Annotated in this window: 25 protein-coding genes and 1 tRNA gene; 10 read left to right on the top strand and 16 right to left on the bottom strand. The window is 50.2% G+C overall.

The window, feature by feature from the left end; genetic code table 11:
• The 7 genes from JW881_07665 to JW881_07635 form a co-directional block, all read right to left on the bottom strand.
• A partial coding sequence (locus JW881_07665) for a glycine cleavage system protein H (GenBank protein ID MBN1697375.1) occupies positions 1–323 on the bottom strand: 323 nt, incomplete at its 3' end.
• A 21-nt stretch (positions 324–344) separates the two neighbouring features.
• A complete protein-coding gene (locus JW881_07660; GenBank protein MBN1697374.1) occupies positions 345–1,823 on the bottom strand; it encodes a DUF1573 domain-containing protein in 1,479 nt (492 codons plus the stop codon).
• Positions 1,823–2,761 carry a hypothetical protein gene (locus tag JW881_07655; protein ID MBN1697373.1) on the bottom strand — a complete coding sequence of 313 codons (939 nt, stop codon included), beginning with the start codon at positions 2,759–2,761 and terminating at the stop codon, positions 1,823–1,825. The genes JW881_07660 and JW881_07655 overlap by 1 nt, the downstream gene beginning before the upstream one ends.
• A 149-nt stretch (positions 2,762–2,910) precedes the next feature.
• The gene (locus JW881_07650; protein ID MBN1697372.1) at positions 2,911–4,098 is read right to left on the bottom strand and encodes an MFS transporter; all 1,188 of its coding nucleotides are present in this window, start codon (positions 4,096–4,098) and stop codon (positions 2,911–2,913) included.
• Between the two features lie 61 nt (positions 4,099–4,159).
• Positions 4,160–4,957 carry a PH domain-containing protein gene (locus tag JW881_07645; GenBank protein MBN1697371.1) on the bottom strand — a complete coding sequence of 266 codons (798 nt, stop codon included), beginning with the start codon at positions 4,955–4,957 and terminating at the stop codon, positions 4,160–4,162.
• 73 nt (positions 4,958–5,030) lie between these two features.
• Positions 5,031–5,990 carry an acetylxylan esterase gene (locus JW881_07640; protein ID MBN1697370.1) on the bottom strand — a complete coding sequence of 320 codons (960 nt, stop codon included), beginning with the start codon at positions 5,988–5,990 and terminating at the stop codon, positions 5,031–5,033.
• A gap of 254 nt (positions 5,991–6,244) precedes the next feature.
• A tRNA-Gln gene (locus JW881_07635) sits at positions 6,245–6,317 on the bottom strand.
• 389 nt (positions 6,318–6,706) lie between these two features.
• On the opposite strand from JW881_07635, the gene JW881_07630 reads away from it, so the two are divergent.
• From JW881_07630 to JW881_07615, 4 genes are all read left to right on the top strand, one after another.
• Positions 6,707–7,705: an ABC transporter substrate-binding protein gene (locus JW881_07630; protein ID MBN1697369.1), complete on the top strand. Its 999-nt coding sequence runs from the start codon at positions 6,707–6,709 to the stop codon at positions 7,703–7,705.
• Between the two features lie 78 nt (positions 7,706–7,783).
• Entirely contained in the window at positions 7,784–8,689 is a 906-nt protein-coding gene (locus tag JW881_07625; protein MBN1697368.1) for an ABC transporter permease, read from the top strand.
• A complete protein-coding gene (locus JW881_07620; GenBank protein ID MBN1697367.1) occupies positions 8,686–9,477 on the top strand; it encodes an ATP-binding cassette domain-containing protein in 792 nt (263 codons plus the stop codon). The genes JW881_07625 and JW881_07620 overlap by 4 nt, the downstream gene beginning before the upstream one ends.
• A 165-nt stretch (positions 9,478–9,642) precedes the next feature.
• Positions 9,643–10,080: a DUF2059 domain-containing protein gene (locus tag JW881_07615; protein MBN1697366.1), complete on the top strand. Its 438-nt coding sequence runs from the start codon at positions 9,643–9,645 to the stop codon at positions 10,078–10,080.
• Between the two features lie 16 nt (positions 10,081–10,096).
• On the opposite strand, the gene JW881_07610 is transcribed toward JW881_07615, so the two are convergent.
• Positions 10,097–11,980: a GNAT family N-acetyltransferase gene (locus JW881_07610; GenBank protein ID MBN1697365.1), complete on the bottom strand. Its 1,884-nt coding sequence runs from the start codon at positions 11,978–11,980 to the stop codon at positions 10,097–10,099.
• 781 nt (positions 11,981–12,761) lie between these two features.
• Here JW881_07610 and JW881_07605 point away from each other — a divergent pair.
• The gene (locus JW881_07605; GenBank protein ID MBN1697364.1) at positions 12,762–13,160 is read left to right on the top strand and encodes a single-stranded DNA-binding protein; all 399 of its coding nucleotides are present in this window, start codon (positions 12,762–12,764) and stop codon (positions 13,158–13,160) included.
• 90 nt (positions 13,161–13,250) lie between these two features.
• Here the strand turns inward: JW881_07605 and JW881_07600 are convergent, their stop codons facing one another.
• From JW881_07600 to JW881_07585, 4 genes are all read right to left on the bottom strand, one after another.
• Entirely contained in the window at positions 13,251–13,562 is a 312-nt protein-coding gene (locus tag JW881_07600; protein MBN1697363.1) for a hypothetical protein, read from the bottom strand.
• 209 nt (positions 13,563–13,771) lie between these two features.
• Positions 13,772–14,926, bottom strand: a complete 1,155-nt coding sequence (locus tag JW881_07595; GenBank protein MBN1697362.1) for a polymer-forming cytoskeletal protein — start codon at positions 14,924–14,926, stop codon at positions 13,772–13,774.
• A 139-nt stretch (positions 14,927–15,065) separates the two neighbouring features.
• The gene (locus JW881_07590; protein MBN1697361.1) at positions 15,066–15,776 is read right to left on the bottom strand and encodes a response regulator transcription factor; all 711 of its coding nucleotides are present in this window, start codon (positions 15,774–15,776) and stop codon (positions 15,066–15,068) included.
• Complete coding sequence (locus JW881_07585; protein ID MBN1697360.1) at positions 15,773–16,903, bottom strand: histidine kinase; 1,131 nt, start codon at positions 16,901–16,903, stop codon at positions 15,773–15,775. Before JW881_07585 ends, JW881_07590 begins: the two co-directional genes overlap by 4 nt.
• Before the next feature lie 47 nt (positions 16,904–16,950).
• On the opposite strand from JW881_07585, the gene JW881_07580 reads away from it, so the two are divergent.
• The 4 genes from JW881_07580 to JW881_07565 are packed head-to-tail and all read left to right on the top strand — an operon-like array spanning position 16,951 to position 19,956.
• The gene (locus JW881_07580) at positions 16,951–17,898 is read left to right on the top strand and encodes a biotin--[acetyl-CoA-carboxylase] ligase (GenBank protein ID MBN1697359.1); all 948 of its coding nucleotides are present in this window, start codon (positions 16,951–16,953) and stop codon (positions 17,896–17,898) included.
• Positions 17,895–18,458 (top strand): biotin transporter BioY, encoded by a 564-nt coding sequence (locus JW881_07575; protein ID MBN1697358.1) that lies wholly within the window; start codon positions 17,895–17,897, stop codon positions 18,456–18,458. Before JW881_07580 ends, JW881_07575 begins: the two co-directional genes overlap by 4 nt.
• Entirely contained in the window at positions 18,452–19,195 is a 744-nt protein-coding gene (locus JW881_07570) for an ABC transporter ATP-binding protein (protein MBN1697357.1), read from the top strand. The genes JW881_07575 and JW881_07570 overlap by 7 nt, the downstream gene beginning before the upstream one ends.
• Positions 19,183–19,956, top strand: coding sequence for an energy-coupling factor transporter transmembrane protein EcfT (locus JW881_07565; GenBank protein MBN1697356.1), 774 nt, complete (start codon positions 19,183–19,185; stop codon positions 19,954–19,956). The genes JW881_07570 and JW881_07565 overlap by 13 nt, the downstream gene beginning before the upstream one ends.
• Positions 19,957–19,963: 7 nt before the next feature.
• On the opposite strand, the gene JW881_07560 is transcribed toward JW881_07565, so the two are convergent.
• The 4 genes from JW881_07560 to JW881_07545 form a co-directional block, all read right to left on the bottom strand.
• Positions 19,964–20,560: a PAS domain-containing protein gene (locus JW881_07560; protein ID MBN1697355.1), complete on the bottom strand. Its 597-nt coding sequence runs from the start codon at positions 20,558–20,560 to the stop codon at positions 19,964–19,966.
• A 58-nt stretch (positions 20,561–20,618) separates the two neighbouring features.
• Positions 20,619–21,092, bottom strand: a complete 474-nt coding sequence (locus JW881_07555) for a hypothetical protein (GenBank protein ID MBN1697354.1) — start codon at positions 21,090–21,092, stop codon at positions 20,619–20,621.
• Positions 21,093–21,170: 78 nt separating this feature from the next.
• On the bottom strand, positions 21,171–21,728 hold the full coding sequence (locus JW881_07550) for a sigma-70 family RNA polymerase sigma factor (GenBank protein MBN1697353.1): 558 nt from the start codon (positions 21,726–21,728) through the stop codon (positions 21,171–21,173).
• 8 nt (positions 21,729–21,736) lie between these two features.
• On the bottom strand, positions 21,737–22,120 hold the full coding sequence (locus JW881_07545) for a hypothetical protein (GenBank protein MBN1697352.1): 384 nt from the start codon (positions 22,118–22,120) through the stop codon (positions 21,737–21,739).
• 214 nt (positions 22,121–22,334) lie between these two features.
• On the opposite strand from JW881_07545, the gene JW881_07540 reads away from it, so the two are divergent.
• Positions 22,335–23,828, top strand: a complete 1,494-nt coding sequence (locus tag JW881_07540) for a B12-binding domain-containing radical SAM protein (GenBank protein ID MBN1697351.1) — start codon at positions 22,335–22,337, stop codon at positions 23,826–23,828.
• Positions 23,829–23,871 lie beyond the last annotated feature (43 nt).

The raw sequence follows: 23,871 nt of genomic DNA, 5'->3' as shown, positions 1-23,871 counted from the left end.
TCATCGTCACAGGCGAAGCGGAGAAGCCACCCTTCCCCGAACGGCGAGGCATTGATGAGTGACGGATTTTCTTTCACCGCCCCGTTTGATTCCGTTACCTCGAGCGCGGCCGGACTCATGATATCGAAGGCGGATTTGAGGCTTTCGAGCGTGAGGAGTTTTTCCCCTTTCCCGACCGCGGTTCCCGCTTCGGGCAGGTCGACGACTTCGATGTCGCCCAGCAGTTCCTGCGCGTGACCGGTGATGCCGCACCGGAAAGAGCCGCCCACCCCCTTTATCCAGAGATGATCTTCCGTATAACGCATATCCTCGGGTATCGCCATTCGTTTTCTCTCCTTTTTCCTTTATTTGGTGAGGATCATATACGCAGCCAGGCCCAAAAAAAGCGCGGCAAGCAGCAGTTTGACCGTTCCCATATGTTTCTGAAAGACATTCGTCACCTTTTTCGAACTGATCCCGAAATAGGTAAACGCGAAGACCAGAACAAGGGGCAGAATGAAGCAGAAATTGTAAATAAGGAGAAGGATATACCCGATCGCCTCTTTTCTGATCTTGAGGACGTTGACCGTGATAAAGGGGAAATAAACCTGGCCCGTGCATCCGAGTTCGAAAATGGATACCAGAAAACCCAGGACGATCGAACTTGCCACGATCGCGGCTGACCGGGCCTTCATCTTGATGGTATTCTGGATCCTTTTTTTGAAGGTGTCCGAAAGCTGGAGGATCATATCCCCCGTCCGGCCGACACGGATAAGGTAGTAATCGTAGAGACTCAAACCGGCGAAAACGACCAGTACCCCGACGAGCAGCCAGTGGATGACGAGTGAGACGATCGGGAAGGAGTTTGCCGTCTGGATCACCTTGAAGAATCCGAGGCCGACAAGATAGTAGGTGGCAAAGACCGAAAGGGTAAAAAATATACCGATAATGAGTATTTCCTTTTTACGCTTTCCCGCTAGAGCGAGGGCGGTCAGAAGCGAAATGAGGGTGGCGAACGCGCAGGGATTGATGCCGTCGAGAAGTCCGGCGGTGATCGCGGGAATCAGGGCGATCGTCGTCCCGGAATCCCCGGTTTCCCCCTCTCCCGAATCGGAAGACGAACCATCGCCGCCGTCCTGAGTCTTTCCGGTGAGAAAAGCGGCGAGTTCGTCCCGCATCCTCCCTTCGATTTCCGCCTCTCCCTGGAGAACGGTCTTCCCGATCAGGAGGATGGGAAAAGCCCGTTCTTTCTCCCCGAGCTCATCGAGTTTCCCCTTGTACTCCTGATAGACATCCGGGTCCATGATATCCTTCGCGACCAGATCGATATCGACATGCATCTCGTTCTCTATCGCGGGTATCGTTCGTTCGATGAACTTGCGGCAGTTGGCGCAGCCGGGAGAATAGTAATAAAAAAGCTTCGCTTGGCGTTCACCGCCGGACGCTTCTGCACCGTCGGCGATATCGGCGCCGGCTGATTCGCTTCCTTTGAGTCTTCCCTTGATAAAATAGAAGAGGCGTTCCTTGTCCTCGAGATTGGTCTTGATCATGAAATTCTTTTCGATTTCACCCGTTTCCTCGTGGGGATCGAAAAACAGCAGGACCGTCACGGCTGAACCCGGTCCGACGGTTATTTCCCCGGGTTCCGACCAGGCGCAATCGCAGGTGGGAATAATCTCCACCTCCAGCGCCTCATCACCGCTGTTTTCAATCGTGAGTTCCTGCCGGATAATGCGGTCTTTTCCGATCGCGCCAAGGTCCCACACAGACGGTGAAAAAATAATCTCTCCATAAGCAATGCAGCCCGCAATCAATATAAGGGCCATTGTCACGCTTCGTTTCATCAGTGATTCTCCTGTGTATAATGTTCTTTCAGATATTTTTTGTATTCATTTATTCTTTTCCGTACCAGGGGGTCGTCCGGATCGATAGAGAACCGGAACAGGCGAAACTCGTTATACTGCTTCATCGTTCCGTCTTTTTCGAATATCAAACGGAGGATACCCACCCTGTTTCCTTCGTCGCCGGGTGAGTAAATATGCGTCTCCCCCACCCGGTGCCCCTCGATAAGCCGCTGCTCGTGCGCGAAGATAACGGCATCGAGCCCGCTGAAACGGGGGAGAAATCCGAGCAGGGTTTCATAGCGGCCGTGAAAGAGAAGGAGTTTCACGTCGACCCCTTTTTCTTCCAGTATCGAAAGCAGCGCTTCTGTTGTTTTTTCGGAGTCAAGAAGACGATAGCCGTAAGCGGCCGTTTTTTTGGGGCCGAAACGAATCACGGCTTCCTCGAGGACACAGATAATACCGACCGTATACCTGCCGGCGGCCAGTATGACGGGACCCTCTGTAAACGGTATATCCTTTCCCGTCAATGTATCGACTATCATCAGATTATGGCAATATAATGGAAGCCTTGATTTGAAATCGATGAGGGTCTCACCGCCGAACGACAGCTCCACATCTCCTGCACAGACCACATCATACCCCAGTTCGGCGTACACGTCGAGAATATGCCCGGTCAGCCTGGTATCGGCATTGAGATCGAGGAAATCCCCCGCCTCGATCAGTATACTCCCTGCCGACCGTTCCCTTTCTCTCAGGTATGCCGCCCGTTTTACCAGACCCGCACGCGGCCATGATTGACAGGTGCATCCTTCAAGGTTACCGTTGAGCGAGGAAGTATAGTAGACGGTCAGTGCGGTTTCATCTTCTTCGGCCGGGATGGCAGGATGAAGCGTCAACAACAATATAATTGCAACCAATACCCATGGCTGCCGTCTCATGATATATACCCTCGTTTTCCGTTTTGTCAAAATAGCGCCGGAGGGGCCATTCGAAACATCGCCCGTATATCGTCCGGCTTACCCCGGGATGGAAGCGATTCCGGGATTCGACGGACGACATTATATAATAACAAAAGTCGCACCGACGATCAAGAAACATCGTCGATACGCCCCGCAAGGCCCGGAATAAAAAGACCGGTCGCCAGAAGTGAAATTGCGGCGCATGCGATAAAGGCCCATGACAATCCCCATCGTTCCCCGACCGCCCCTACAAGGGGCCCGGTGAGACAATAGGCGATTCTGAAAAGCCAGCTTTGTATTGAAAGAACCGTGGCACGTTTATCGCTGAACGTCTCTTCATGCACGTATTTCGAGAGTATCGGAAACGTCAAGCCCCGCAATAACGGCACCATGTAAATAAATGCGATCGCCCCCCATCCCGGAACAAGTGCAATACAAATATAGCCGATTACGGCGGGAAAGGGAAGAAGCCTGATGAGGAGTTTTTTCCCCACTTTCTTTTCTATAGTATGGGCAAAATAACCGGTCAGGCTCGAGGGAAGCGACATACCGGCCCAGAGAACGCCGAACAACCAGAGGGGAATATTCCGTTCCTGCCAGAGGGGCTGATATAACCAGACACCGAGCATGGTCGAGAGTCCGCATGCGGCCATGAGGGGGAGGGCGAAACGGACGATACGGCTTCTGAGAAACACATACCGCCCTATTTTATACAGGCCGTATAACGTCCCTCGCGGATGGCGGTACGGCCTGCGTGAGGGTTCGGTAATACCGAAACAGAGGGCCAGCCCTATTCCCGCCGCGCATGCGGAGAGAAGCATCAGGATATTAACGGACAAAAACGGAGCGAGAAATCCCCCCACCAGGGCCGAAACGGCTTCTGCGGTGTGGGCGAACCCCAACTGCCTGCCCTCAACCCGTACGAACGAATCCGCCTTTTTTTCCTCATAAAGGCTTTCGTATATCAGGGAGGAGTCCGTGCCCGAGATAAAACTGAAGCCGAGTCCGAGGGTGACTTCCACAATGATAAACTGCCAGAAGGTATCCGAACACGAATAGATAATCCATCCCGCTGCAATGATAAAGGAGCTTAAGATAAAGGTCTTTTTTCTTCCAAGCTGATCACCTATAAAACCGGTCGGGATCTCGAAAACGGCAATCGCTACTGCGAAGATTGCCTGGAGAAGGAATATATCGAAAAGATTCATTCCATAGCTTTTCCAGAAAAGGGTGATGACGGAGACCGCAAACATAAGCGAGCGACAGATGCGGACAATCGATGTTATAAGAATATTCCTCTGCCAGTGATTTACCATAAAAGAGGGTACCGGATTAATTCCGGTTTGTAAAGCGGAGAGCCGCTATTCGCGGTCTTTGTCAGGCCGGCTCGCCGGCGGGACTGCCTTCTTCCGTCTTTTTGCCGTCCGATATAAGCATGAGAAGGGTTCGCGCGTTGCCTACCGAACGGATCGCCACCTGTTCTCCCGACCTTTTCTGCAGGCTGATGGTCCCCACACCGATAAGCCGGGCGAGGATATTCTGTCTGAGTACGATCAGGGCGATATCCGGGATCGAAAAAACATATAGTTCCTTTTTTAAAAAGAGATTCCGCACGTAAAAAACCTTTCCGTCCGCCGCGCTTATAGCGATGACGGAAAAAAGATCCAGCAACTGGTGATAGAGAAAAAAAAGACCGTGATAACCGAGGATAAACAGAAACAGATAATTGGCGACCGATTCGAAAAAGCCGATACCGGGAAACCTGAAATTATAGATTTCATGGAGTTTGAAAAAATCGAGACCGATCTTCATCCACTTTCCGACAATCGGATACAACTCCCATATTTTAAACGATACAAACGCGACGACCGCTATCTTGGCGATAATGAGGAATAGCGGCTGCCAAAAGACAATCAGATTCTTTTTTTCCACGGAAGCCGTCCGGGAAAGATAACATCCGACCAGCGCCTCCCGGGTCTTTCGATAGACATTGATCCTCCTGAAGAAATCACCGACTTTTTTCAGGTCGATTTCTTTCATTTTCTCGATAACGGCGGATAGATCAAAGGCGCGCAGTCTCGTTTTTCCTTCTTTTTTCCCGGTTTCTTCACCGTTTTTAGAGCCCGATTTGTCTGCGTTTGATTCCATCATCTCACCTATACTGATTTTTCCCATATAAAAATCCTCATATTACACCATATCGATATTCCCGTAGCGCAACGAGGAACGTCCTGCATCACGCTTATATCTATAGCCCCATCATAAACTGGAAAATTCTGTCCGGAAAGCCCGGCAGGTTTTCGTGGCCTAAATCGGGGTACACCGCCACTTCTTTTTTTGCCTGAATTTTATTATAGGCTGCGAATTGTGTGGAGGGAGGACAGCAGTCATCCATAAGGCCCGTTGCCATAAGGACATCCGCTTTTATGCGGGGGGCGAGATGCTGGACATCGATATAGCCGAGCCGTTCGAAAACTTTTTCCTCCCGCCCGTGAAGGGGATCATAAAGGCGGAAATAGGTTCGGAGTTCGGCGTACGCCTTTTCGACTAAATCCATTTCCCATACGCGCCTGTAATCGCAAAGAAAAGGATAGGCGGCAGCTGCCTTTTTTATTCCCGGCTCGAGCGCCGCGCAGGCAAGGGAAAGACCCCCTCCCTGTGAATATCCACACACCCCGACCCGTTTTTCATCGGTATCTTCCATACTCATGATAATCCGTACGAGCTGTACCGTATCGAGAAAAATCTGCCTGTAGAGAAGCCTGTCGGGGCTATCCGAAAGCCCCCGGATGATGTGGCCGTTATCCGTGTTGCCTTTCACTCCCCCGCAGTCTTCGGAAAGCCCGCCCTGCCCGCGGCAGTCCATGGCGGCAAAGGAATACCCCGCCCCGACAAAACAGAGTTTTTCATACCAGTCGCCGGACGAACACCGGTAGCCGTGAAACTGGACCACTGCCGGATGGGGATCCGTTACGGTCTTCGGCTTCAGAAGCTTCGCGTGTATCCGGGCGCCCCCGACTCCCCTGAAATACAGATGAAAACACGAGGCAAACGGTGCCTGAAAATCCGAAGGCTCGAGCTCATATGCCGTTCCAAGCCCGCGCACTTCATCGAGTGCCCGTTTCCAGAACTCTTCAAAATCATCGGGCTTCGGATTGATTCCTTTATAGGTCTTTAATGCATCGATGGGCATATCGAGAACGGGCATTCGATGACTCCTTTCCGGGAAAGAGATATTTTACCGTGAAACAGCATAGATGAAAAACGATACAGTGTAAAGCCGTACTTCCGGCAAACGGCCGGCTTTTACATCCATATTTCCTGTGGATTTATTATTGATGATGTCATCCGACAACAACTGTAGAAAAGGAACATAACGGGGAACCGTATCTACGACAATACGTTTTTATGTATAGCCGCTCGTTCGAGATAGGTTTGCTTTTTATGGATTCAAATGCCCGACTGGGTAGGATGGGCTTGAACCACCAACCCCCTGATCCAGAGTCAGGTGCTCTACCAATTGAGCTACTACCCATGGCGAAAACAAGGAATATATGCCTCCTGCTGTTTTACGGGCATACTATACCCATTGTGAATCAAAAAGTCAAGTGACCGGGGCGGAAATATGAGTAAAATATACATGCAGGAGATTTTCAGGTTCAATACGGCCGGGTTGTTGAAAAAGGAATTGTTCGTCGACGATAGCTATTATGATACGGGAGCGATGAAAAACTGATAGAGCCCGCGGGTGTATCATCACCGCATGCGCGGAGATAAACACCGATTGAATCGTTATTGCCGTGTTCCATAAATAACTATGTGAATTCGTCTCAGGCCGGAGTAACGGTTACCGGGGATCGGTCGCTTGAGGTTATCCGCGGATTAATGATATAAATGGATATCTTTTCAAACAAAGGAGTGTGTATGAAAAAACCGGTCTTATTTATCGTTTCTTCTATTGCCCTTTTGGTATCGCTCCCGTTCATGGTCACGGGATGCAGGGAGGTATCAAAAACCGGCGTTATCGGCATATCAAAAATCGTCGCCCACCCCGCCCTGGATGCCGTCGAGCAGGGAATCCAGGACGAACTCGCGGACCTCGGTTACGAGTTCCAGTATGATCTCCAGAACGCGAACGGCGATGCCAATGCCGCGAAGACCATCGCCACGAAGTTTATGGCAAACAGGGTCAGGGTCGCGGTCGGTATCGCGACACCGACCGCGCAGGCTCTGGTCGGCACCATTTCCGACATCCCCGTCGTGTTCAGCGCGGTGACGGATCCCGTCGACGCCGGCCTTGTCGAATCGCTGGATAAAGGTTCGGGGAATGTCACGGGTATTTCCGACCTCACCCCCGTAAAGGCGCAAATAGAGTTTTTGAAAAAATTGACGGACATCAAAACCCTCGGTCATATCTACACAAGTTCGGAACAAAACGCCCAGGTGCTGGCGCAGATGGCGGAGGAAGCGTGCGGGGAGCTCGATATCGAATTCATTGCGACGACCGTGACAAAATCCGCGGAAGTGAAGCAGGCGGCCCAGCTTATGGCGCCGAAAGTCGACGCTTTCTATGTCAGCACCGACAATACGGTCGTCTCCGCACTGGCCGCACTCGTCGAGGTTGCGACCGACAACAATATCCCCATCATGTCAGCGGATCCGAGTTCCGCGGAAACCAATGGCGTCCTGGCCGCATGGGGATTCGACTACTACAAAATGGGCCGGGCGACCGGTAAACTGATCGATGAAATCCTCAAGGGGAAGAATCCCGATTCGATTCCCACCCGTTTTATGACGGATCCCGCTGACACCGATCTCCTCATCAACCTCGATGTAGCGAAAAAACTGGGCATCACCATACCCGAGTCCGTCGTCAAGACCGCGAGTAAAGTAATCGAAAACGGCTCGCCGGCAACGAAATAACCGGAGAATGTTCGCATAACGGCACATGCCCCGGAGGGGTTCTTCCGGGGCTCGTGCCTTAAAAGAGGCGGTAAAAACATGGTTGAAGGAATTATTATTGAAGGGTGTATTTACGGGATCATGGCCCTGGGTGTATTTATCACCTTTCGTATTCTCGATTTTCCGGACCTGACCGTCGACGGCACCTTTCCCCTGGGCGCGGCGATCATGGCGGCCTTTCTCACCAGAAACTGCAACCTATGGTTCGCCCTGAGTATCGCTTTTGCCGGCGGATTTACAGCCGGGATGCTGACTGCGGTCCTGCATAATGAACTCAAAATACCGAATCTTCTTGCGGGAATCCTCACCATGATCCTTCTCTATTCGATCAATCTCCGTATTCTGGGCACATCGAATGTCTCCCTGTTGAATGTCAAAACCATTCTCTCCGATGTCTACCGGTTCCTGAATCTCCGTTTCGGCTTTACCAGGGAGATTTCCTATATGCTGCTTTTTATCCTCATAATCCTGATCATCAAACTTCTCCTCGACCTCTTTTTCAGGACGGACCTCGGTCTGACTATCGGCGCCCTTGGAAACAACCAGCAGATGATCGTTTCACAAGGGGTAAATCCGAAAATCATCAAAATCATCGGAGTGGGATTGTCGAACAGCCTTGTGGCCGTCTCGGGCGCGTTCGCCGCCCAGTACCAGAATTTCGCCGATATCGGCCTCGGTCAGGGTATCATCATCGCGGGGCTCGCCTCGGTCATGATCGGGGAGTTCCTCATCAGATCCAACAATATCTTCTGGCTGACCCTGAATGTGATCATGGGTTCGATAATTTTCACCGCGGTGATGTACGGAGCCAGGATTCTGATTTTCGATATCCCCTTCCTCGAAGCTTCCGACCTCAAATTCGTTCAGGTGTCTCTTGTCGTGGGCTGTCTGGCGGCAATCCTCTTCAGGGAGTATTACAGGAAAAAACGAAGGAGATCCGAATGATCAGGATAGAACATCTTTCCGTCATTTTCAACCAGGGAACACCGGATGAAAATCACGCGGTGAAAAACATCAATCTGACGATCGAAGAAGGAGAGTTCATTACGATAATCGGCAGCAACGGCGCGGGTAAAACCACCCTTTTCAATCTTATCGCGGGGACCTACAAACCGACAATGGGGAAAATATATCTGAACGACAGGGATATCACCCGTGTCCCCGAATACAGGCGGGCGCGCTTTATCGGCCGGATATTCCAGGACCCGATGATGGGAACGGCGGGTAATATGAGTCTCGAGGACAACATGATGCTGGCATGTAAAAAGGGCTTCAAGTGGCCGGTGGTGAGTCTGAACGGCGCAATGCGGAAACGCTTCAGGGAGGAAGTCGCAAAACTGGATATGAATTTGGAAAACCGTTTGAAAGACAATGTCTCGCTTTTTTCCGGCGGCCAGCGCCAGGCCCTCACCCTGCTGATGATGGTTCTCTCGGCCCCCCAGCTCGTCCTCCTGGACGAACACACCGCGGCACTCGATCCCAAAAACGCCCAACTGGTACTCGAACTCACGACCCGTTTTATAGAGCTATACCGGCTCACCACTATAATGATAACGCACAACATGGCACAGGCGATCAAATACGGCAACCGTCTCCTGATGATGGACAACGGAGAAATCATCCTGGATGTCGCAGGCAGGGAAAAGGAAGGATTGACCATCGAAAAACTCGTGGACAAATTCCATAAAATCCGGCGGCGCGAGTTCGCCAATGACGAGGTGCTTCTTTCCTGAGGCGTTCGTCCGCTTATCACCGCATTTTGAAACCGCCGTCTTGCACGAATGGCGTAAACCATATATACTTTCATCAAGCCCGGGGGTGCCGCCGGATGTTTCCTCTCCCTGTCCCGGCAATGACGAATCATGTATATCAGCCCGGTGCTGAAAAAGGAGTAATCGATGAAAAAAATAGCGCTTTCGTTCGTTTTATTGGGATTAATACTCTCGGGAGTTTATGCCGATGCGAAACAGGACGATATCAGAAAATTGATGAAGATGTCCGGTTCCGCCGAAATGGGAATCCAGGTTATGGATGCGTTGATCGAACAATTCAAAAATATACTGCCGGACGTTCCCGAAGAGTTCTGGCTTGAGTTCATGAAAGAAGTCAATCCCAACGACATAATCGAACTCATTGTTCCCATCTACGATAAATATTTCTCGCACGATGAAATCAAGGCACTCATACGATTCTACGAATCGCCGGTTGGAAAGAAAATGGTAAAGGTACAGCCCCAAATTACGGAGGAATCGATGCACGCGGGCCAGACGTGGGGTGAAGAACTCGGGAAACGGGCACAGCAGAAGCTGATAGAAAAAGGATATCTCGACCTGTAAGCGGATGGGGTGCATGCTAAAAATGCATGACGAGTTCGCAGATATCCTCCCTGAAGTGCTTTCTAATGTCCGGAAAGTGTTTCTCGAAGAGAATAATCATGGCCCGGTTTTCGATAAGGACATCCGCGGTAAATCCCAGAAGACCTGAAGATTTTGCGATATAGACAAGATGCTTGAGCAGTTCGGTACCGATACCTATCCGCTGATAGTCATCCCTAACGACAAATGCCGTTTCCGCCATATGGCTGTCCGTGTCGGTCACGTATTGCCCGATCCCGACAATCTTTTCCACGGCGCCTTTCTTCAGAACGGCGGCAATGATCATATCTCGGCTATAGTCGACGACCGAAAACTCCTGCAGTCGCTTGCGGGACATCTCCTTCCTCACCGTCATAAAACGCCTGTAGCGTGAGGAGTCAGACAGATTGTGAAAGAAATCCTTGAGTAACGACTCGTCACTTATTTTCACCGGCCGGATGAATATCTCGCAGTTTTTTTTCGTGGTCCTCCATATCTCGTAATGGGCCGGATACACTCCCCTTTCGCCGGGAATGAATACCTGATCCTTGTGGATGAGATGTGCCGATCGGGCTTCCTCGAACAGCCATGCCCTGAACTTCGGGTGCGCGACCGAAACAAGCTGCATGGCGCGCTCGCGTATATTCCTGCCGTGAAGGTACGCGATGCCGTACTCGGTAACCACATAATGGATATCTCCCCTGTTCAATGTAACACCCGCTCCCGTCCCTAAAAACGGAACAATACGGGAAACCGAACCGTCGCGGGCGGTGGAATGCAGTGCAAGGATGCTTTTCCCTTCGGGAGCGAGTACGGCGCCGCGCATGAAATCCGCATACCCGCCGATCCCCGCATGGAATGCCTTTCCGATGGATTCCGCGGACGCCTGTCCGGTCAGATCGATCTGAAGCGCGCTGTTGATCGCGGTCATACGCCTGTGCCGGGCAATGAGAAGCGGATCATTTGTATAATCGATGGTCCTGAACTCGATACCGGGATTGTCGTGCAGAAAACCGTAGGTTTCTTGCGTCCCCATGCAAAAAGAAGCGACCGTCTTGCCTCGGTCGATCGTTTTCATGCTGTTGTCGACGATGCCCTGTTTGATAAGTCCGATAATTCCGGGGCCGAGTAGTTCGGTATGAACACCCAGATTCTTTTTATTGGAAAGATACGGCATGATCGCATTCGGAATAACACCATATCCGGCCTGAATCGTGTCTCCATCGGAGACAAGCTGTGAAACATACTCACCGATCCGCGCGGTCGCCCCGGAAGCCTCGGTTGCATCCTCTTCGACTCCGGAGAACTCATGTAACCTTTCATTTCGAAATACAAGGAAATCGATATCCCGGATGTGCAGAAATCCGTCGCCGGGAACGCGCGGAACATTCGAATTGCATTGCGCTATCACGATCGATGCGGCTTCGATGGCCGCCGGAACAATATCGACCGAAACACCGAGATTCACAAAACCGAACTCATCCGGAAAGGAGACCTGAATCAGGGCGACATCGACGGGCAGATGTCCGCTTGAAAAAAGCTGCGGCGCTTTGGAAAGAAACACCGGCGTGTAATCGGCAAGCCCATTATTAACCGGGCTTCTGACCGGTTCCGAAATAAAAAAGGAATTATGTCTTAAAAAGTCATGATCATGGTCCTCCGAAAACAGAGAAGCGCCCAGATTCCACCGGGAAAGGAGTTCGGTATCGGAAAAAGCCGTTGGGTTCTTTTTCCCGTACAAAACAAGCGACGTTATCAAATACTGCGGTTCGGCACAGGCGGAATGAATGAATATCCGGTCCCCCCGGTGAATATGGCTGAAAAGCTGTTCTTCATCCGGGAATTTTTCCGGGTATTGTTTCTTTATTTCATCAATACTCACAACTGTTTCCTCTCTATCCTCAAAAAAAGAGCAGCGTATTTGCTCCCCTTACACCAATCGTAAAAAAAGGAGCAGCGTGTCCAACTGCTCCTTGAGGCCGGTAACCAATACCGGCATGGTCATATGGGAGGTCTTTTACCACGAATTTTTAATGGAAACTTGAAACCGAGATAAATATACTAAATTTTTCCCGAATCGGCAAATTTCGTCCCGGCCGCATCCTCCCCCGCAGAATATACTTCACAATTTATTTATTTTACTCGACTTCCCAAATACCTGTTAGTATATTTTAACCAGATTGAGTGAGGGTGCGACAAGGCCTGCCAGTTACCTTAAATAAAGAAGGAGATCGGCAGGTCTTTTTTATTATGGGAGGTGTTCGATGAATAACCTATTGTCTTCAATTGCATATTTGCCGGGCTACTTTACCGGTCGATTTCCTAAGGCGGCCGGATGCAGCACGCTGCCGCACAACCCCAGCGGTCCGGTTTGTCCCGGCCGGGACGCCGCGAGAGCCGTCTCACCGGCTCATATATCACGCACGCCGGGGCTGTGGGCGCCGCACCAGAGGCCGCTTTCCGCTATCGCTTCCCACCATACCTGATAATTCACCCGCCTCATATGTATCCTGGATTAAAAGAGAAATACTCACTCACTCGTTTTCCCGGAGAAGGTTATTTTTTTCAAAATTCCTCGCTTTTTTTCTTGAAATTAAAAGCAACGGTCACATTTTAGTAGTTAATACATATATACACGAATAATTAATATAAGGAGGAATTGTATGAACAACCTGAATTCGATCCTGCTTGAAGGAAACCTTGTCAAGGATCCGGAGCTTAATCGAACACCGAAAGGCACATCCGTCTGTAAATTCGCGATTGCATCGAACCGCTTCTTTAAAATGGAAGACGAACTTCAAAAAGAGGTATCATTCTTTGATATCACCACATGGTCTCGTCTTGCTGAAGTTTGCGGAGAGTACCTCAAAAAGGGACGCGGCGTAAGGATTGTCGGCAGGTTAAAACAGGACAGATGGACGGGTAATGACGGAAAAGTGAAATCAAAAGTTCACATTATCGCGGAGCATGTCGAGTTCAAACCACAATTCAATGGAAAGGATTCGCGAACCATGAATGAGAATCCCAACAAGGAAATGCTTCAAACCGCGGTTTCCTTCTAGTTCGTCCGCCGTGCGGGCGGCAGACGGCAAGCCGTCTGCCGCCGTTGCCGGCCGACTATTCGACCGGCCGGTAAAACAATCATGGAACGTTCAACTGAAAAGCGACACACCAGTTCGGAAGCCGCATATTCGTCGTGCTTCCGTTGAATGTGTCCGAATCCCGGAGAAGCCCCCACCCGGCGCCGGCGAAGCTTCCGGGACCGGAGTAGCGGTGCCTGATACCGGAAACTCGTCGATAAGACCGGCATATCGTTGTGCGACGAGAAGCGCATCGACGATGTCGATGGTTCCGTTGCCGTTGATGTCCCCCGGTGACAATGATTGGGCATGAAGCACTTGAAAACCGCAAGGAAACAACAGCAGCAATAACCATGGAATCCGTTTTTTTTTCATCAGCGTCATGACATTCTCTTTTTTTTAATCGTGATGGTATGGACGGAGCATATCATAAAGCGGACGAGAATCAATCATAACCTGAAAGCCGGTATTGCCGCACCGGGATGACCGGCCGCAAGCGGCGGGGGTACGTTCCCGTTCGCCGGGTACGAAAAAAATAGGTAAAAAAAACGGGCCCCTTCGGACCCGTTTTTTTCGAAACCCGCCTTATCGTGTTACGCCTTCTCAGCGGTTTTCTCGACTTTTACGAATTTGGTTCTGAACGTCTTTTCCAGAATTATCCCCCAACCGATACACGAAAAGAAGATCGTTCCGATTATCTTGACATACGGAATGATCCCGATAAGCACAAAAAATACGAACCCGAAGAGAAAGTGGAGGAAACGGTTCGGCTTATTCCACCCGAAAAGGTTAAACAGATATTGACCGAAAGCGGTGATGCCCAAAACCTGCGTCACAAGAAGCAGGGGAAAGCCGGCCAGAAGAACAATGAACCCAAGGGGAATGGTGACGACCAGAATCATCAAAACAGTGACCGCCATCGGATAGATGAAGAAGGGGATCAAACCCCATACGAGATAATACCAGAACTGCCTGTGGTTTTCCGCATGCTTGAAATTCCTCAACGCCGGAAGAAGCAGTAACAGGAGTCCGAAAACCAGCACGGAAAGAAATCCCATGATCGAGAGAACGATGGAAATCATCATAATAAACCGCGCCGCTTCGGAATGCCTGAAATCCTTCAGCAGGTCGGCGTCTTCAAAGGTGATCGTCCCGCTTATCCGTTTTTCTTCGTCAGCATTGAGTTTGTTTTCGGTCGAATATTCGAAATCCCCGTTCACCCTTCCGTTTTCAGCGATAACGATCTCACCGGCTCCGGTTGTTACATTGCCGTTCACCGTCCCGTCGATATACAGCAATCCGGAACCGGCATAAACGTCGCCGTTAACGGTACCGTTCAGTTTGACGTTTCCGGCCGCGATAAAAAGGCTCCCGTCCAGAACCGAATCCTCTGAAAAGGATGCTTCTCCCGAACCCATGAAAACGGTCCCCGTTATCTTCCCGTTGACTTCGATCCTTCTCCCCCCGCCGAAAAAGTCGTTTGCAACCGTTCCGTCGATGATAACCGTTTCACCGACCGCATAGAGTCCGGATTCGGTGCCGCCTTTGAACCTCAGTGTCTTTCCGAGAAAAAACAGATCCGTGGCGCTCCCAGAAAACTCGAGTTCGTTTCCGGCAAAAATATAATCATCTTCATAGACTCCTTCCTCCCGCAGTAAGGCTTCGGAATTCACCTTTATCTCCAAGGGAAATATCTGCGGACAGCACACCCCAAACATGATAAAAATTACAAAAAGCTTTCCTTTCATAAGTTGTCTCCTTTTACCATTGATTTCTTTCGAAATTGATTTCAAGGTAAAATATGACGCCGTTTGTGGTATTACGCAATAAAAATCGGATGAACGGTCGGGAATTCCGTATAAACGGTCGAATTCTCAGCCCGAGTGGTCAGAGAAATTGCAGCAGTTCTTTCAACCGCTTCATCCGTCGTCTGGAGACATTCATTGTCAAACCGTTTTTCAACTCCAGGCTGTACGATCCTTTGAACATCGGGTGAAGCACTTTCACGTAATCGGTATTGACGATTGCCGTCCGGCTGATCCTGTAAAATCTTGTTCCGGGGAGCATCCCCTCGAAGAAATGAAGCGACCGGTCGGATATGAACCGGCCTTCCTGCGTATAAATAAAACTGAAACCTTCTTCCGATCTGACGGCAAATATTCCATTGACCTCGATCACCTTCATGATACTCCCGTATTTTACGGAGATCCGCTCGGGGTATGAAATACGCTCCGGGTTCCTGTGCGATAATGCCTTTTTTATCTTTGAAACGCACTTGTCGAGTCTTTCCCTGCCGACCGGCTTCATCAGGTAATCGACCGCCTCGACTTCAAAAGCATCCTGGGCGTAATCGGCGTATGCCGTTTGAAAGACAATCAGCGGGGGGTCCGGAAGCGAGGATAACGTGGAAAAAACGGAAGCCCCCGGCATATTAATATCAAGAAAAGCGACGTCGACATTCCCGGCGGTCAGGCAATCGAGGAGTGAATCGCCGTCCGAAACCTCACCCGCGATCGTTATCTCCGGATAACGGCCCAAAAGCGCGCATAATCTTTTTCGCGCGTGCGCTTCATCATCAGCCACGATAACGGTTATCACCGCCCGCTCCTTACAGGCGGCATTGACTGCGGAAACGTCATGATAACGGCGCCCCCATCGATCGAAAACCGGCCGCCCGCCAGTTCCGTTCTTCTTTTTGTGATACTCAGGCCGGAGCCTTTTCCGATCATGCTTTCGGAAACAAGTCCGGCCGAATCGGCAACGGAGACGGCGATGGTATCGCCCGGGGCATTAATAGAAATATCGACATGCAGGTGTTTGACGGTTTTGATATTGTGTTTCACGGCGTTTTCCACAATGGGTTGTATTACGAGTGGCGGAACCACCCCTTCCGCTTTTCCCGTTATCAGAAAGGAAAGCCTTTCCCCGAAGCGCATCTTCTGCAGGGCGAGGTATTTTTTCACGTTTTCCATTTCTTTCGAAAGGGGGACGGTTTCCGCTGCCGACTCATCGAGGTGGTACCGCAGCAATTCCGACAATATCGTGAGGGCCTCCTCCGCCTTCTCCGGTTCCCCGAGCATCGACACAATCAGATTCAACGAATTAAACAGAAAATGGGGATGTATTTTAGCGTTGTAGAGTTTCTGTTCGATTTCCTTTCTCAAAAGGCGTTCGGTACCGATAACGCTTTCCTTTTCCATGAGTCTGTGCTGATACACTAAAAACCCGCTCGAGATAACCGTCAGCGACAGGGCGAACACAAAGTTGATCAAAAGATATGATTGTATAAGTCGCGCGCCATACAGGAAAAAAAATGGTTCGAGTATCAGAATAAAGAGAAACCCGGAGACGCTTACCGCTGCAATAAAACCGAAGGATATCAAAACGACATACACCGGTTTTATCCTGACAACCAGCATCCTGGTGATAAAGAGGTTCAACAGTACGCCGCCCGAGAGGGCCAGGGAATTGACGACCGAAATCTTGATAAGCCTGCCGGAAAACTTACCATGAAGGAAATTGACGATCAAAGCAAGAAGAAGCCCGGTAATAATGAGAACGGGAAGAATAAAAAGGAAACTTGAAACCATACTTTTGCGGCCGCCGGCGATACCGGAAGTTCTTTTCATATCGTGATTGTAGCGCTGTATCATCGTCTTGACAAGCAGAGGAAAGGGCAATCGCGCACGGCGGGAACCCTCCTGTTTCCGTAAAAAGCTTGACACATCACAATGTTCCTGTTAACCTCGGGATTAGCAAAGGTTAACGCAAGGTGTATACGGCAAAACGGAAAATCATTACCATGCTGAGGGAAGCTTCTTCCCCCGTCTCCGGCGAACGATTGAGCAGAGAACTCCGGATCTCACGCGTGAGCATATGGAAACAGATACAGACACTGATCAAACTCGGTTATGAAATAAGGACCTCCACGCGGGGGTACAATCTGCTCGATAACGACGACCTTCTGCTTCCCTGGGAGTTTCCCGGCGCCGAACACCTCGTCCATTACCATACATCGACGGATTCGACGATGAAACGTGCCGGTGAACACTCAGTGAAAGGCTGTCCCGAAGGGACACTCATCATTGCCGGCGCGCAGACCGAAGGCAGGGGCAGGTTGAACAGGATCTGGGATTCCGGGGAGGGCGGACTCTATTTTTCTCTCTTACTGCGGCCGACGGTTCCGCCGTCGTACGGATTTCTTTATGTCTGCGCCGCATCCATCGCCCTCATCGAGACGACCGCGTCCCTTTTCAACATAGCCGCCCGTATCAAATGGCCAAACGATATACTGATCGAGGATAAAAAGATCGCAGGAATCCTTTATGAGATCAGCGGATGCGGTCACCGCATATCCTCACTTATCCTCGGTATCGGTGTCAACCTCAATAACCGGCTGCCGGACAATCTCGATGCCGCCCGGTCCCTTTCGATGCTGACGGGCCGCCGTATTTCACGCCGGATTTTTCTCACGCATTTTCTCTTGCGATTCAACAGATTGAAGCAGGATACTATTAACGGGACCACGCTTTCCCTCTACAAGCGATACTGTTCGACGCTTTCCCGCTATGTCATGGTCATTCCGTTCAACGGAGAGCTCAAACGGGGTCACGCAATCGACATCACCCCGCACGGCGACCTCCTTATAAAGGAGGACGACGGAACGATCAGCCATGCGTTCTTCGGGGAGTGCATACCCTCACAAAGGAAACATAGATGAAGCACGACAAACCGATTCCTTTACGAATGATAGTCTTTTCGGCGCTTTTTACGGCCCTTATGGCACTGGGCTCATATGCCGTCATCCCGATCGGGCCGGTCCCGGTCGTTCTCACCAACTTTTTTGTCATCCTTTCGGGCCTTTTTCTGGGAAGCAGATGGGGTGTGATGAGCGTATTCGTTTTCCTCCTCTGCGGGGCAGTCGGTCTTCCCGTATTCGCGGGCGGGGGTGCTGGTATCGCCCACCTGGCCGGACCCCGCGGGGGGTACCTCCTCGCCTATCTTCCCGCCGCGTGGACGGCGGGTTTTATTTCCTGTTCGGGGAAAACGTCGGTACCGAGGAATATCGCGGCCCTCGGAGCCGCTTCGCTTGTCATCTACGCTGCCGGGGTTCCCTGGCTGAAAATACAGACGGGCATCTCATGGGAAAGGGCGATGCTTGTGGGAATGTTTCCCTTTTTGATCCCCGATTCAATCAAAATCGCCGCCGCCGTTATCCTTTACCGGATGATCAGCCCGGCGCGGATGCATTTCATGCGGCAGGAAGACTCACGATGCTGAGTGCCGAACATCTCACCAGAACCTTCCCCGGAAGCGGCGGGGGATTGTTCGATGTGTCGTTCACGATAAGGCGCGGTGAGTTTCTCGTGATCGCAGGGAAAAACGGTTCGGGAAAGACGGTGCTGATGAAACACCTCAACGGACTTCTCGCCCCCACATCCGGACGGGTGCTCTTGGAAGGAAAGCCGGTATTGAAAGACCTCGCCCGCACGCGCAGAAAAATCGGGCTGGTGTTTCAGAATCCGGACAGCCAGATACTGGGTCAGACGGTCGAAGACGATGTCGCATTCGGACCGAGGAATCTGAACCTGGAAAACGACGAGGTAACACGGCGCGTCGACGAGGCACTCGCGGAAACATCGCTTGATAGTCATAAAGACAGGCTTCCTTATACCCTCTCGGGCGGAGAAAAACAGCGCTGCGCTATCGCCGGGGTACTCGCCATGAAATCCGATATCATCGTTTTCGACGAGCCCTTTACCCAGCTCGATTTTCCAGGGGTCAGGTCGATCCTCGAACGGATCATCGGGCTTCATCAAAAGGGAAAAACCATTATCGTGATCACGCACGACCTCGAAAAAGTACTCGCCCACGCGACGCGGCTTCTCATCCTTGAAAGGGGCCGCCTGGTATTCGACGGATTGCCGGAAGAGGGAATCGGGGTTGCGGTCTCCCGCGGCGTCCACCGCCCTTCATGCCGGTGCCTTTCGATCGAGGAATATACATGGCTGGGATAACGCTCTTCCATTATATTCCCGGCGATTCGTTCATGCACCGCCGGGACGCCCGGATAAAACTCATCTCCGTTCTCTCAGTCTGCGTCACGGTCATGACCGTCCGGTTCGCGAGTCTTGCCGTCCTTGCCCCCTTCCTCGTCGCGGCCGCCGCGTCTTCGGGAATCAAGGCAAACCGGATCATTACCGAATTACAGTACTTTTTTGTCTTCATGGCAGTCATCTTTCTCGTACGCGCTTGGTCCGAGGAAGCCGAACCGATTTGCCGGTGGGGGTGGCTCTCCCTCCCGCCGCTTTCAGGATTAACAGAAGCACTGCTTCTCACGGCCCGTCTCACCATGATCATTCTCGTTTCGCTTGTTCTCACTTCGACAACCAGGACAAGCGACCTGCGCGAAGCCGTGTACCGGCTTTTATACCGCATACCCTTCATCCCCGCTTCCAGGATTGCCGTCATGATGGGTCTCGCGATCGGTTTTATTCCCGTCCTGATGAGGCAATACGAAGAGATTACGGAGGCGTCGCACTCGCGTTGTATCGGCACGAGAAAGAACCCGGCCGCCCGTCTCGTCACCCTGGCACGCCCCCTTCTAACCGGCATATTCCGCCGCGCGGACGAGATCGCGGAAGCGATGGCATCGCGTTGTTATACGGAGGAACACGCAAAAACAGCGACGCGGGCAAAAAAGGGAGACTGGATATTTTTAATCTGTTCGCTGTCACTCAGTGCCTGCTCAATCGGCGTGAACGTTATTTTGATGTAGGAATTATTCACTGATCATTTTTGCATAAATCGGGATATAGTTTCACCGCACAATCGGGACATAAACCGTGCGAGAATTGCGCTTCCGAATATTTGCTTATATACGCCTCCAACTGATCCCAATACCCGCTATCGTCTCTTATTTTCTTGCAGCAGGCGCAAATCGGAATTATACCATGCAATATTTTAATCTGTTCAAGTGCCTTTTGAAGTTCAATGAAAAGGTTCGTGTTTTTCTCTTCAATTCTTTTTCGTTCGGTAATATCTTCAAACACAAGAAGGATATATTTTGAAATTCCATACTTCGTACGCACCTGCCGTGCGTTGAGAAACATCACCTTATGACCTATTGTATCGAACGTATGCTCTACAATGTAATTGTCAAAACATTTCTTTTCGGATAAAACCGTCTCGAGAAGATCTTTCAATCTGGGTATATTCCATTGCCTGTTCCCCAGATCATAAATGAACTGTCCTTCGGTCTCCTCAGCCGAAACCTGAAAAAAATCATAAAATGAGCGGTTTGCCGACACTATTTTTAATTTTTGATCAAGAATAATGAGAGGTTCGCGTATGGTATTCACGATATCGTTTGTTATCGGCATTTATACCCTGTATCTCCTTTACCGCGGAAGCCGGTAACGACGGTTAACGGCGGGCATGTCAAGAGAAATGCTTTCTGATGGTCTGATCGTCTTCAAACCACCCGGTTTCCCGCTTTTCCCGTAATCCTTTCCCGTAGCGGCCCGTCTCTTTGTCCCTTTCGCCAAGAACTCCGTGCCTGAATTTGTCGAACCATGGCGTATTGGCGTTGGCAATAAGACCGATCAATCCGCCCAGTAATGAAATTCCCAGAAAAAGGAAAAAAAGCGCCGCAAGGTCGTTATTAAGGGAAAAATAGTCCGTGATGATATACTTGTTCGTTCCCATGACGGAGAGAATCAAAAAATTCAGTATAGTGAAAACAATCCAGAAATATACCCTCCACGCCCTTTCGTTCCTTCCATGGATCTTTTTCATGATTTTATTTTCCAGATTTCTCCCGCGTATCTGTTTCATGATTTCATTCCAGCTTTCGCCGGGAAACTCAATTTGTTTGAGTATGTTCTCCAATTCTGATTCAAGATGATCATCCATGATAATCCTCCCTCGTGCTGTCTGCCGTTAAAAAAACAAAACATTCACTCTCTACGATAATGTATAATATATCGCTGTTCATAACTCCAGCTTTTTTTTTATCAACTTTTTAGCACGGAAAATGAACGATTTGACCGTATTCAACGGCACCCTCATGATCCGTGCGATATCTTTATAGCACAAACCGTCATAATAGAACATTTTGATGACGATTGCGAATGTATCCGGCAATTCTCCAAGAACTTCCCGCACCCTCCTGCTCCGTTCTTTTTTCAGGAACCCGCTTTCCACGGATTCACGCCGGTCAACAAGATAATCTTCTTCAACATGGTCGATATTTACTTCTCTTATCACTTCCCTTTTCGCCTTTTCCGCATGGTACTGATTTACCGCACAATTGAATGCGATCCTGTAAAGCCATGCCTTAAAGAGTCCTTTCCCCTTGTACGAATCGAGTTTTTTAAAAATCTTTAAAAACACCTCCTGGGTAAAGTCTTCGGCGTTATCGTGGTCATGAAAAAACTTCAGACCAAGATAATAGATCCTTCCCGTATGCCGCCGTACGATTCCCCTAAACGCATCGATATCACCGTTTTTGACCTTTTGCACCAGGACATCATCATCCTCTCTCTCCATACCTTATTTTAATGATGTTTCCTATACATGATACCATAATAGGTAATGATTCCCAGACCGGCCGTTATCGGTATGATACCGCCGAGAAGGGAGGGATTCAATCCGTTGTAAAGAGCAAAAAAAACGGTAAGACCGACGCCGATAAACAGGGCGACAATACCCAGAAGCAGCAGTTTATCATCGATCCTGCGCGGCGGCGGCGTTCCGCCCTTCTGAATGATTATCAATCGTTTCTGATGATCCCAAAACATGAAAAAATAGGCGAGTATCCCAAGGACGATGACACTGACAAGCGGAACGATCGCGATAATCACCTGTGCGGCGTCACACAAACCGGCCGGCGCGGTATCCGGCACAAGGACTTCAATACCACTGCTACAAAGTAATTTCATCTGTACCTCCAACAGGGGAAAACCGGTTACTCCCGGTAATTTTGTTTCTACAATACCCTTTTAATCCCCTCTGTTCAACCTTGTCAAAAATATTTATCCATTCTTTCCAATGAAGACAGGAAGGAAGACCGATATGTTGCAGCAAGGAAAAAATATGTTTTTTTATGCAACATTCCCGCTTCTCCGCCTGTCATGCAATGAAAAGGAGGTAATAATGAAAAAAACGGACATATATGATGATGATATGGAACAGTTGACTTCGGAGAGGACGGTCGGAAATGTTTTACTTGTAGAGCCGAAATCTCCGGATTTCAATATCTATACGATGTTTAAAATACCGCGTATGGGACTCGCCATTCTGGGAACCCTTGCCCGGAACGCCGGATATAATGTAAAAATAATTTACCAGGAGACCACGCCGCTTACCTATGATCTTATCATGTGGGCCGATATGATCGGTTTTTCCATCATCACATCCACGGCACCGGAAGGCTACCGGCTTGCCCATTCGACAAGAATCCTGAACAAACAGCGGAACAAGAATATTCCGATCCTCTTTGGCGGGGTTCATGCGACATTCAAACCGGAAGAGGCCTTGCAGTACGGAGATTTTGTTTTCAGGGGGGAGGCGGAGAACACCTTTGTTCCGTTCCTGGATGCATTCAATCGGGGTGACGATATAACGGGGATACCGGGGCTTAGCCGGAAGGAGAACGGCAGGTTTATACACAACCCCGTTGTCACGGAAAGGGTCGATATGAACGATGTGCCGACACCGGACTGGTCCCTCTTCGTCAACTACAAACCCATTATCGGCATCGCGATGACCTCCCGGGGGTGCCCCTATGACTGTAGTTTCTGCTCAGTTACCGCAATGCTCGGCCGCCGCTACAGAACCCGCTCCGACGATCTCATTATACAGGACCTTTCCGCCACATCAAGCAAACACGTCTTTTTCTATGACGACAATTTCACCGCGGACAGGAAAAGGACAAAGCGTCTGTTAAGGCGGATTATCATGGAACGGGGTATTACCCATCATATCCGGGATTTTTCCGCACAGGTGCGGGTGGATGTGTCAAAGGACCCCGAACTTCTCGATCTGATGAAGGAGGCGGGATTCAAGACATTTTACATCGGTTTTGAATCCGTGAATCAGAAGACTCTCGAGTTGTACAAAAAGGGCCAGACCTTGAACGAAAGCATCGAATCAATCAGGGAAATACACCAACGGGGAATCCAGATTCACGGTATGTTCGTCTTCGGCTCCGATGCGGACGGCAAGGAGACCTTCAGGGAAACACTCGCTTTTGTCAAACAGAATAAAATCGAGACGGTCCAGTTTCTGATTATCACCCCCCTTCCCGGTACCGATCATTACAGGAAGCTGGACAATGAAGGAAGGATACTCTGTTACGAATGGGAGCGCTACGACGCCTTCAATACGGTATTTCTCCCGAAAAAGATGTCACCCTACCACCTCCAGATATGGACGATACAATACATGAAACGCTTCTATTCGATCAGGAGAATGCTTAAAAACCTGTTCAGGGGCAGAATCTGGCTTGCGTGTCTCTATGCCTACGGGTGGTTCACGCTATATCTGTGGAGCAGGAATAACAGAAAAAAACTCAGGAAACTGCTGGAAGACAGCAGGAAGCTTTTTGTTCCGGAAATCATGCAGGCACCGTGTCCGGTCCGAGAGTGATTTCGGAAGGGGTATTTAAGAGAGAATCGGCGCACCGGAATTC

Source organism: Spirochaetales bacterium (genome assembly GCA_016930085.1).
GTDB lineage: Bacteria > Spirochaetota > Spirochaetia > SZUA-6 > JAFGRV01 > JAFGHO01.
This window is presented reverse-complemented; position numbering and strand designations above follow the sequence as displayed.

Coding starts and splice junctions, on each gene's coding strand:
- JW881_07615 (MBN1697366.1), top strand. CDS start 9,643: ATGAAAAAAATAGCGCTTTCGTTCGTTTTATTGGGATTAATACTCTCG.
- JW881_07570 (MBN1697357.1), top strand. CDS start 18,452: ATGCTGAGTGCCGAACATCTCACCAGAACCTTCCCCGGAAGCGGCGGG.
- JW881_07625 (MBN1697368.1), top strand. CDS start 7,784: ATGGTTGAAGGAATTATTATTGAAGGGTGTATTTACGGGATCATGGCC.
- JW881_07605 (MBN1697364.1), top strand. CDS start 12,762: ATGAACAACCTGAATTCGATCCTGCTTGAAGGAAACCTTGTCAAGGAT.
- JW881_07655 (MBN1697373.1), bottom strand. CDS start 2,761: ATGAGACGGCAGCCATGGGTATTGGTTGCAATTATATTGTTGTTGACG.
- JW881_07640 (MBN1697370.1), bottom strand. CDS start 5,990: ATGCCCGTTCTCGATATGCCCATCGATGCATTAAAGACCTATAAAGGA.
- JW881_07645 (MBN1697371.1), bottom strand. CDS start 4,957: ATGGGAAAAATCAGTATAGGTGAGATGATGGAATCAAACGCAGACAAA.
- JW881_07650 (MBN1697372.1), bottom strand. CDS start 4,098: ATGGTAAATCACTGGCAGAGGAATATTCTTATAACATCGATTGTCCGC.
- JW881_07600 (MBN1697363.1), bottom strand. CDS start 13,562: ATGACGCTGATGAAAAAAAAACGGATTCCATGGTTATTGCTGCTGTTG.
- JW881_07545 (MBN1697352.1), bottom strand. CDS start 22,120: ATGAAATTACTTTGTAGCAGTGGTATTGAAGTCCTTGTGCCGGATACC.
- JW881_07630 (MBN1697369.1), top strand. CDS start 6,707: ATGAAAAAACCGGTCTTATTTATCGTTTCTTCTATTGCCCTTTTGGTA.
- JW881_07565 (MBN1697356.1), top strand. CDS start 19,183: ATGGCTGGGATAACGCTCTTCCATTATATTCCCGGCGATTCGTTCATG.
- JW881_07595 (MBN1697362.1), bottom strand. CDS start 14,926: ATGAAAGGAAAGCTTTTTGTAATTTTTATCATGTTTGGGGTGTGCTGT.
- JW881_07550 (MBN1697353.1), bottom strand. CDS start 21,728: ATGGAGAGAGAGGATGATGATGTCCTGGTGCAAAAGGTCAAAAACGGT.
- JW881_07620 (MBN1697367.1), top strand. CDS start 8,686: ATGATCAGGATAGAACATCTTTCCGTCATTTTCAACCAGGGAACACCG.
- JW881_07540 (MBN1697351.1), top strand. CDS start 22,335: ATGAAAAAAACGGACATATATGATGATGATATGGAACAGTTGACTTCG.
- JW881_07575 (MBN1697358.1), top strand. CDS start 17,895: ATGAAGCACGACAAACCGATTCCTTTACGAATGATAGTCTTTTCGGCG.
- JW881_07660 (MBN1697374.1), bottom strand. CDS start 1,823: ATGAAACGAAGCGTGACAATGGCCCTTATATTGATTGCGGGCTGCATT.
- JW881_07560 (MBN1697355.1), bottom strand. CDS start 20,560: ATGCCGATAACAAACGATATCGTGAATACCATACGCGAACCTCTCATT.
- JW881_07555 (MBN1697354.1), bottom strand. CDS start 21,092: ATGGATGATCATCTTGAATCAGAATTGGAGAACATACTCAAACAAATT.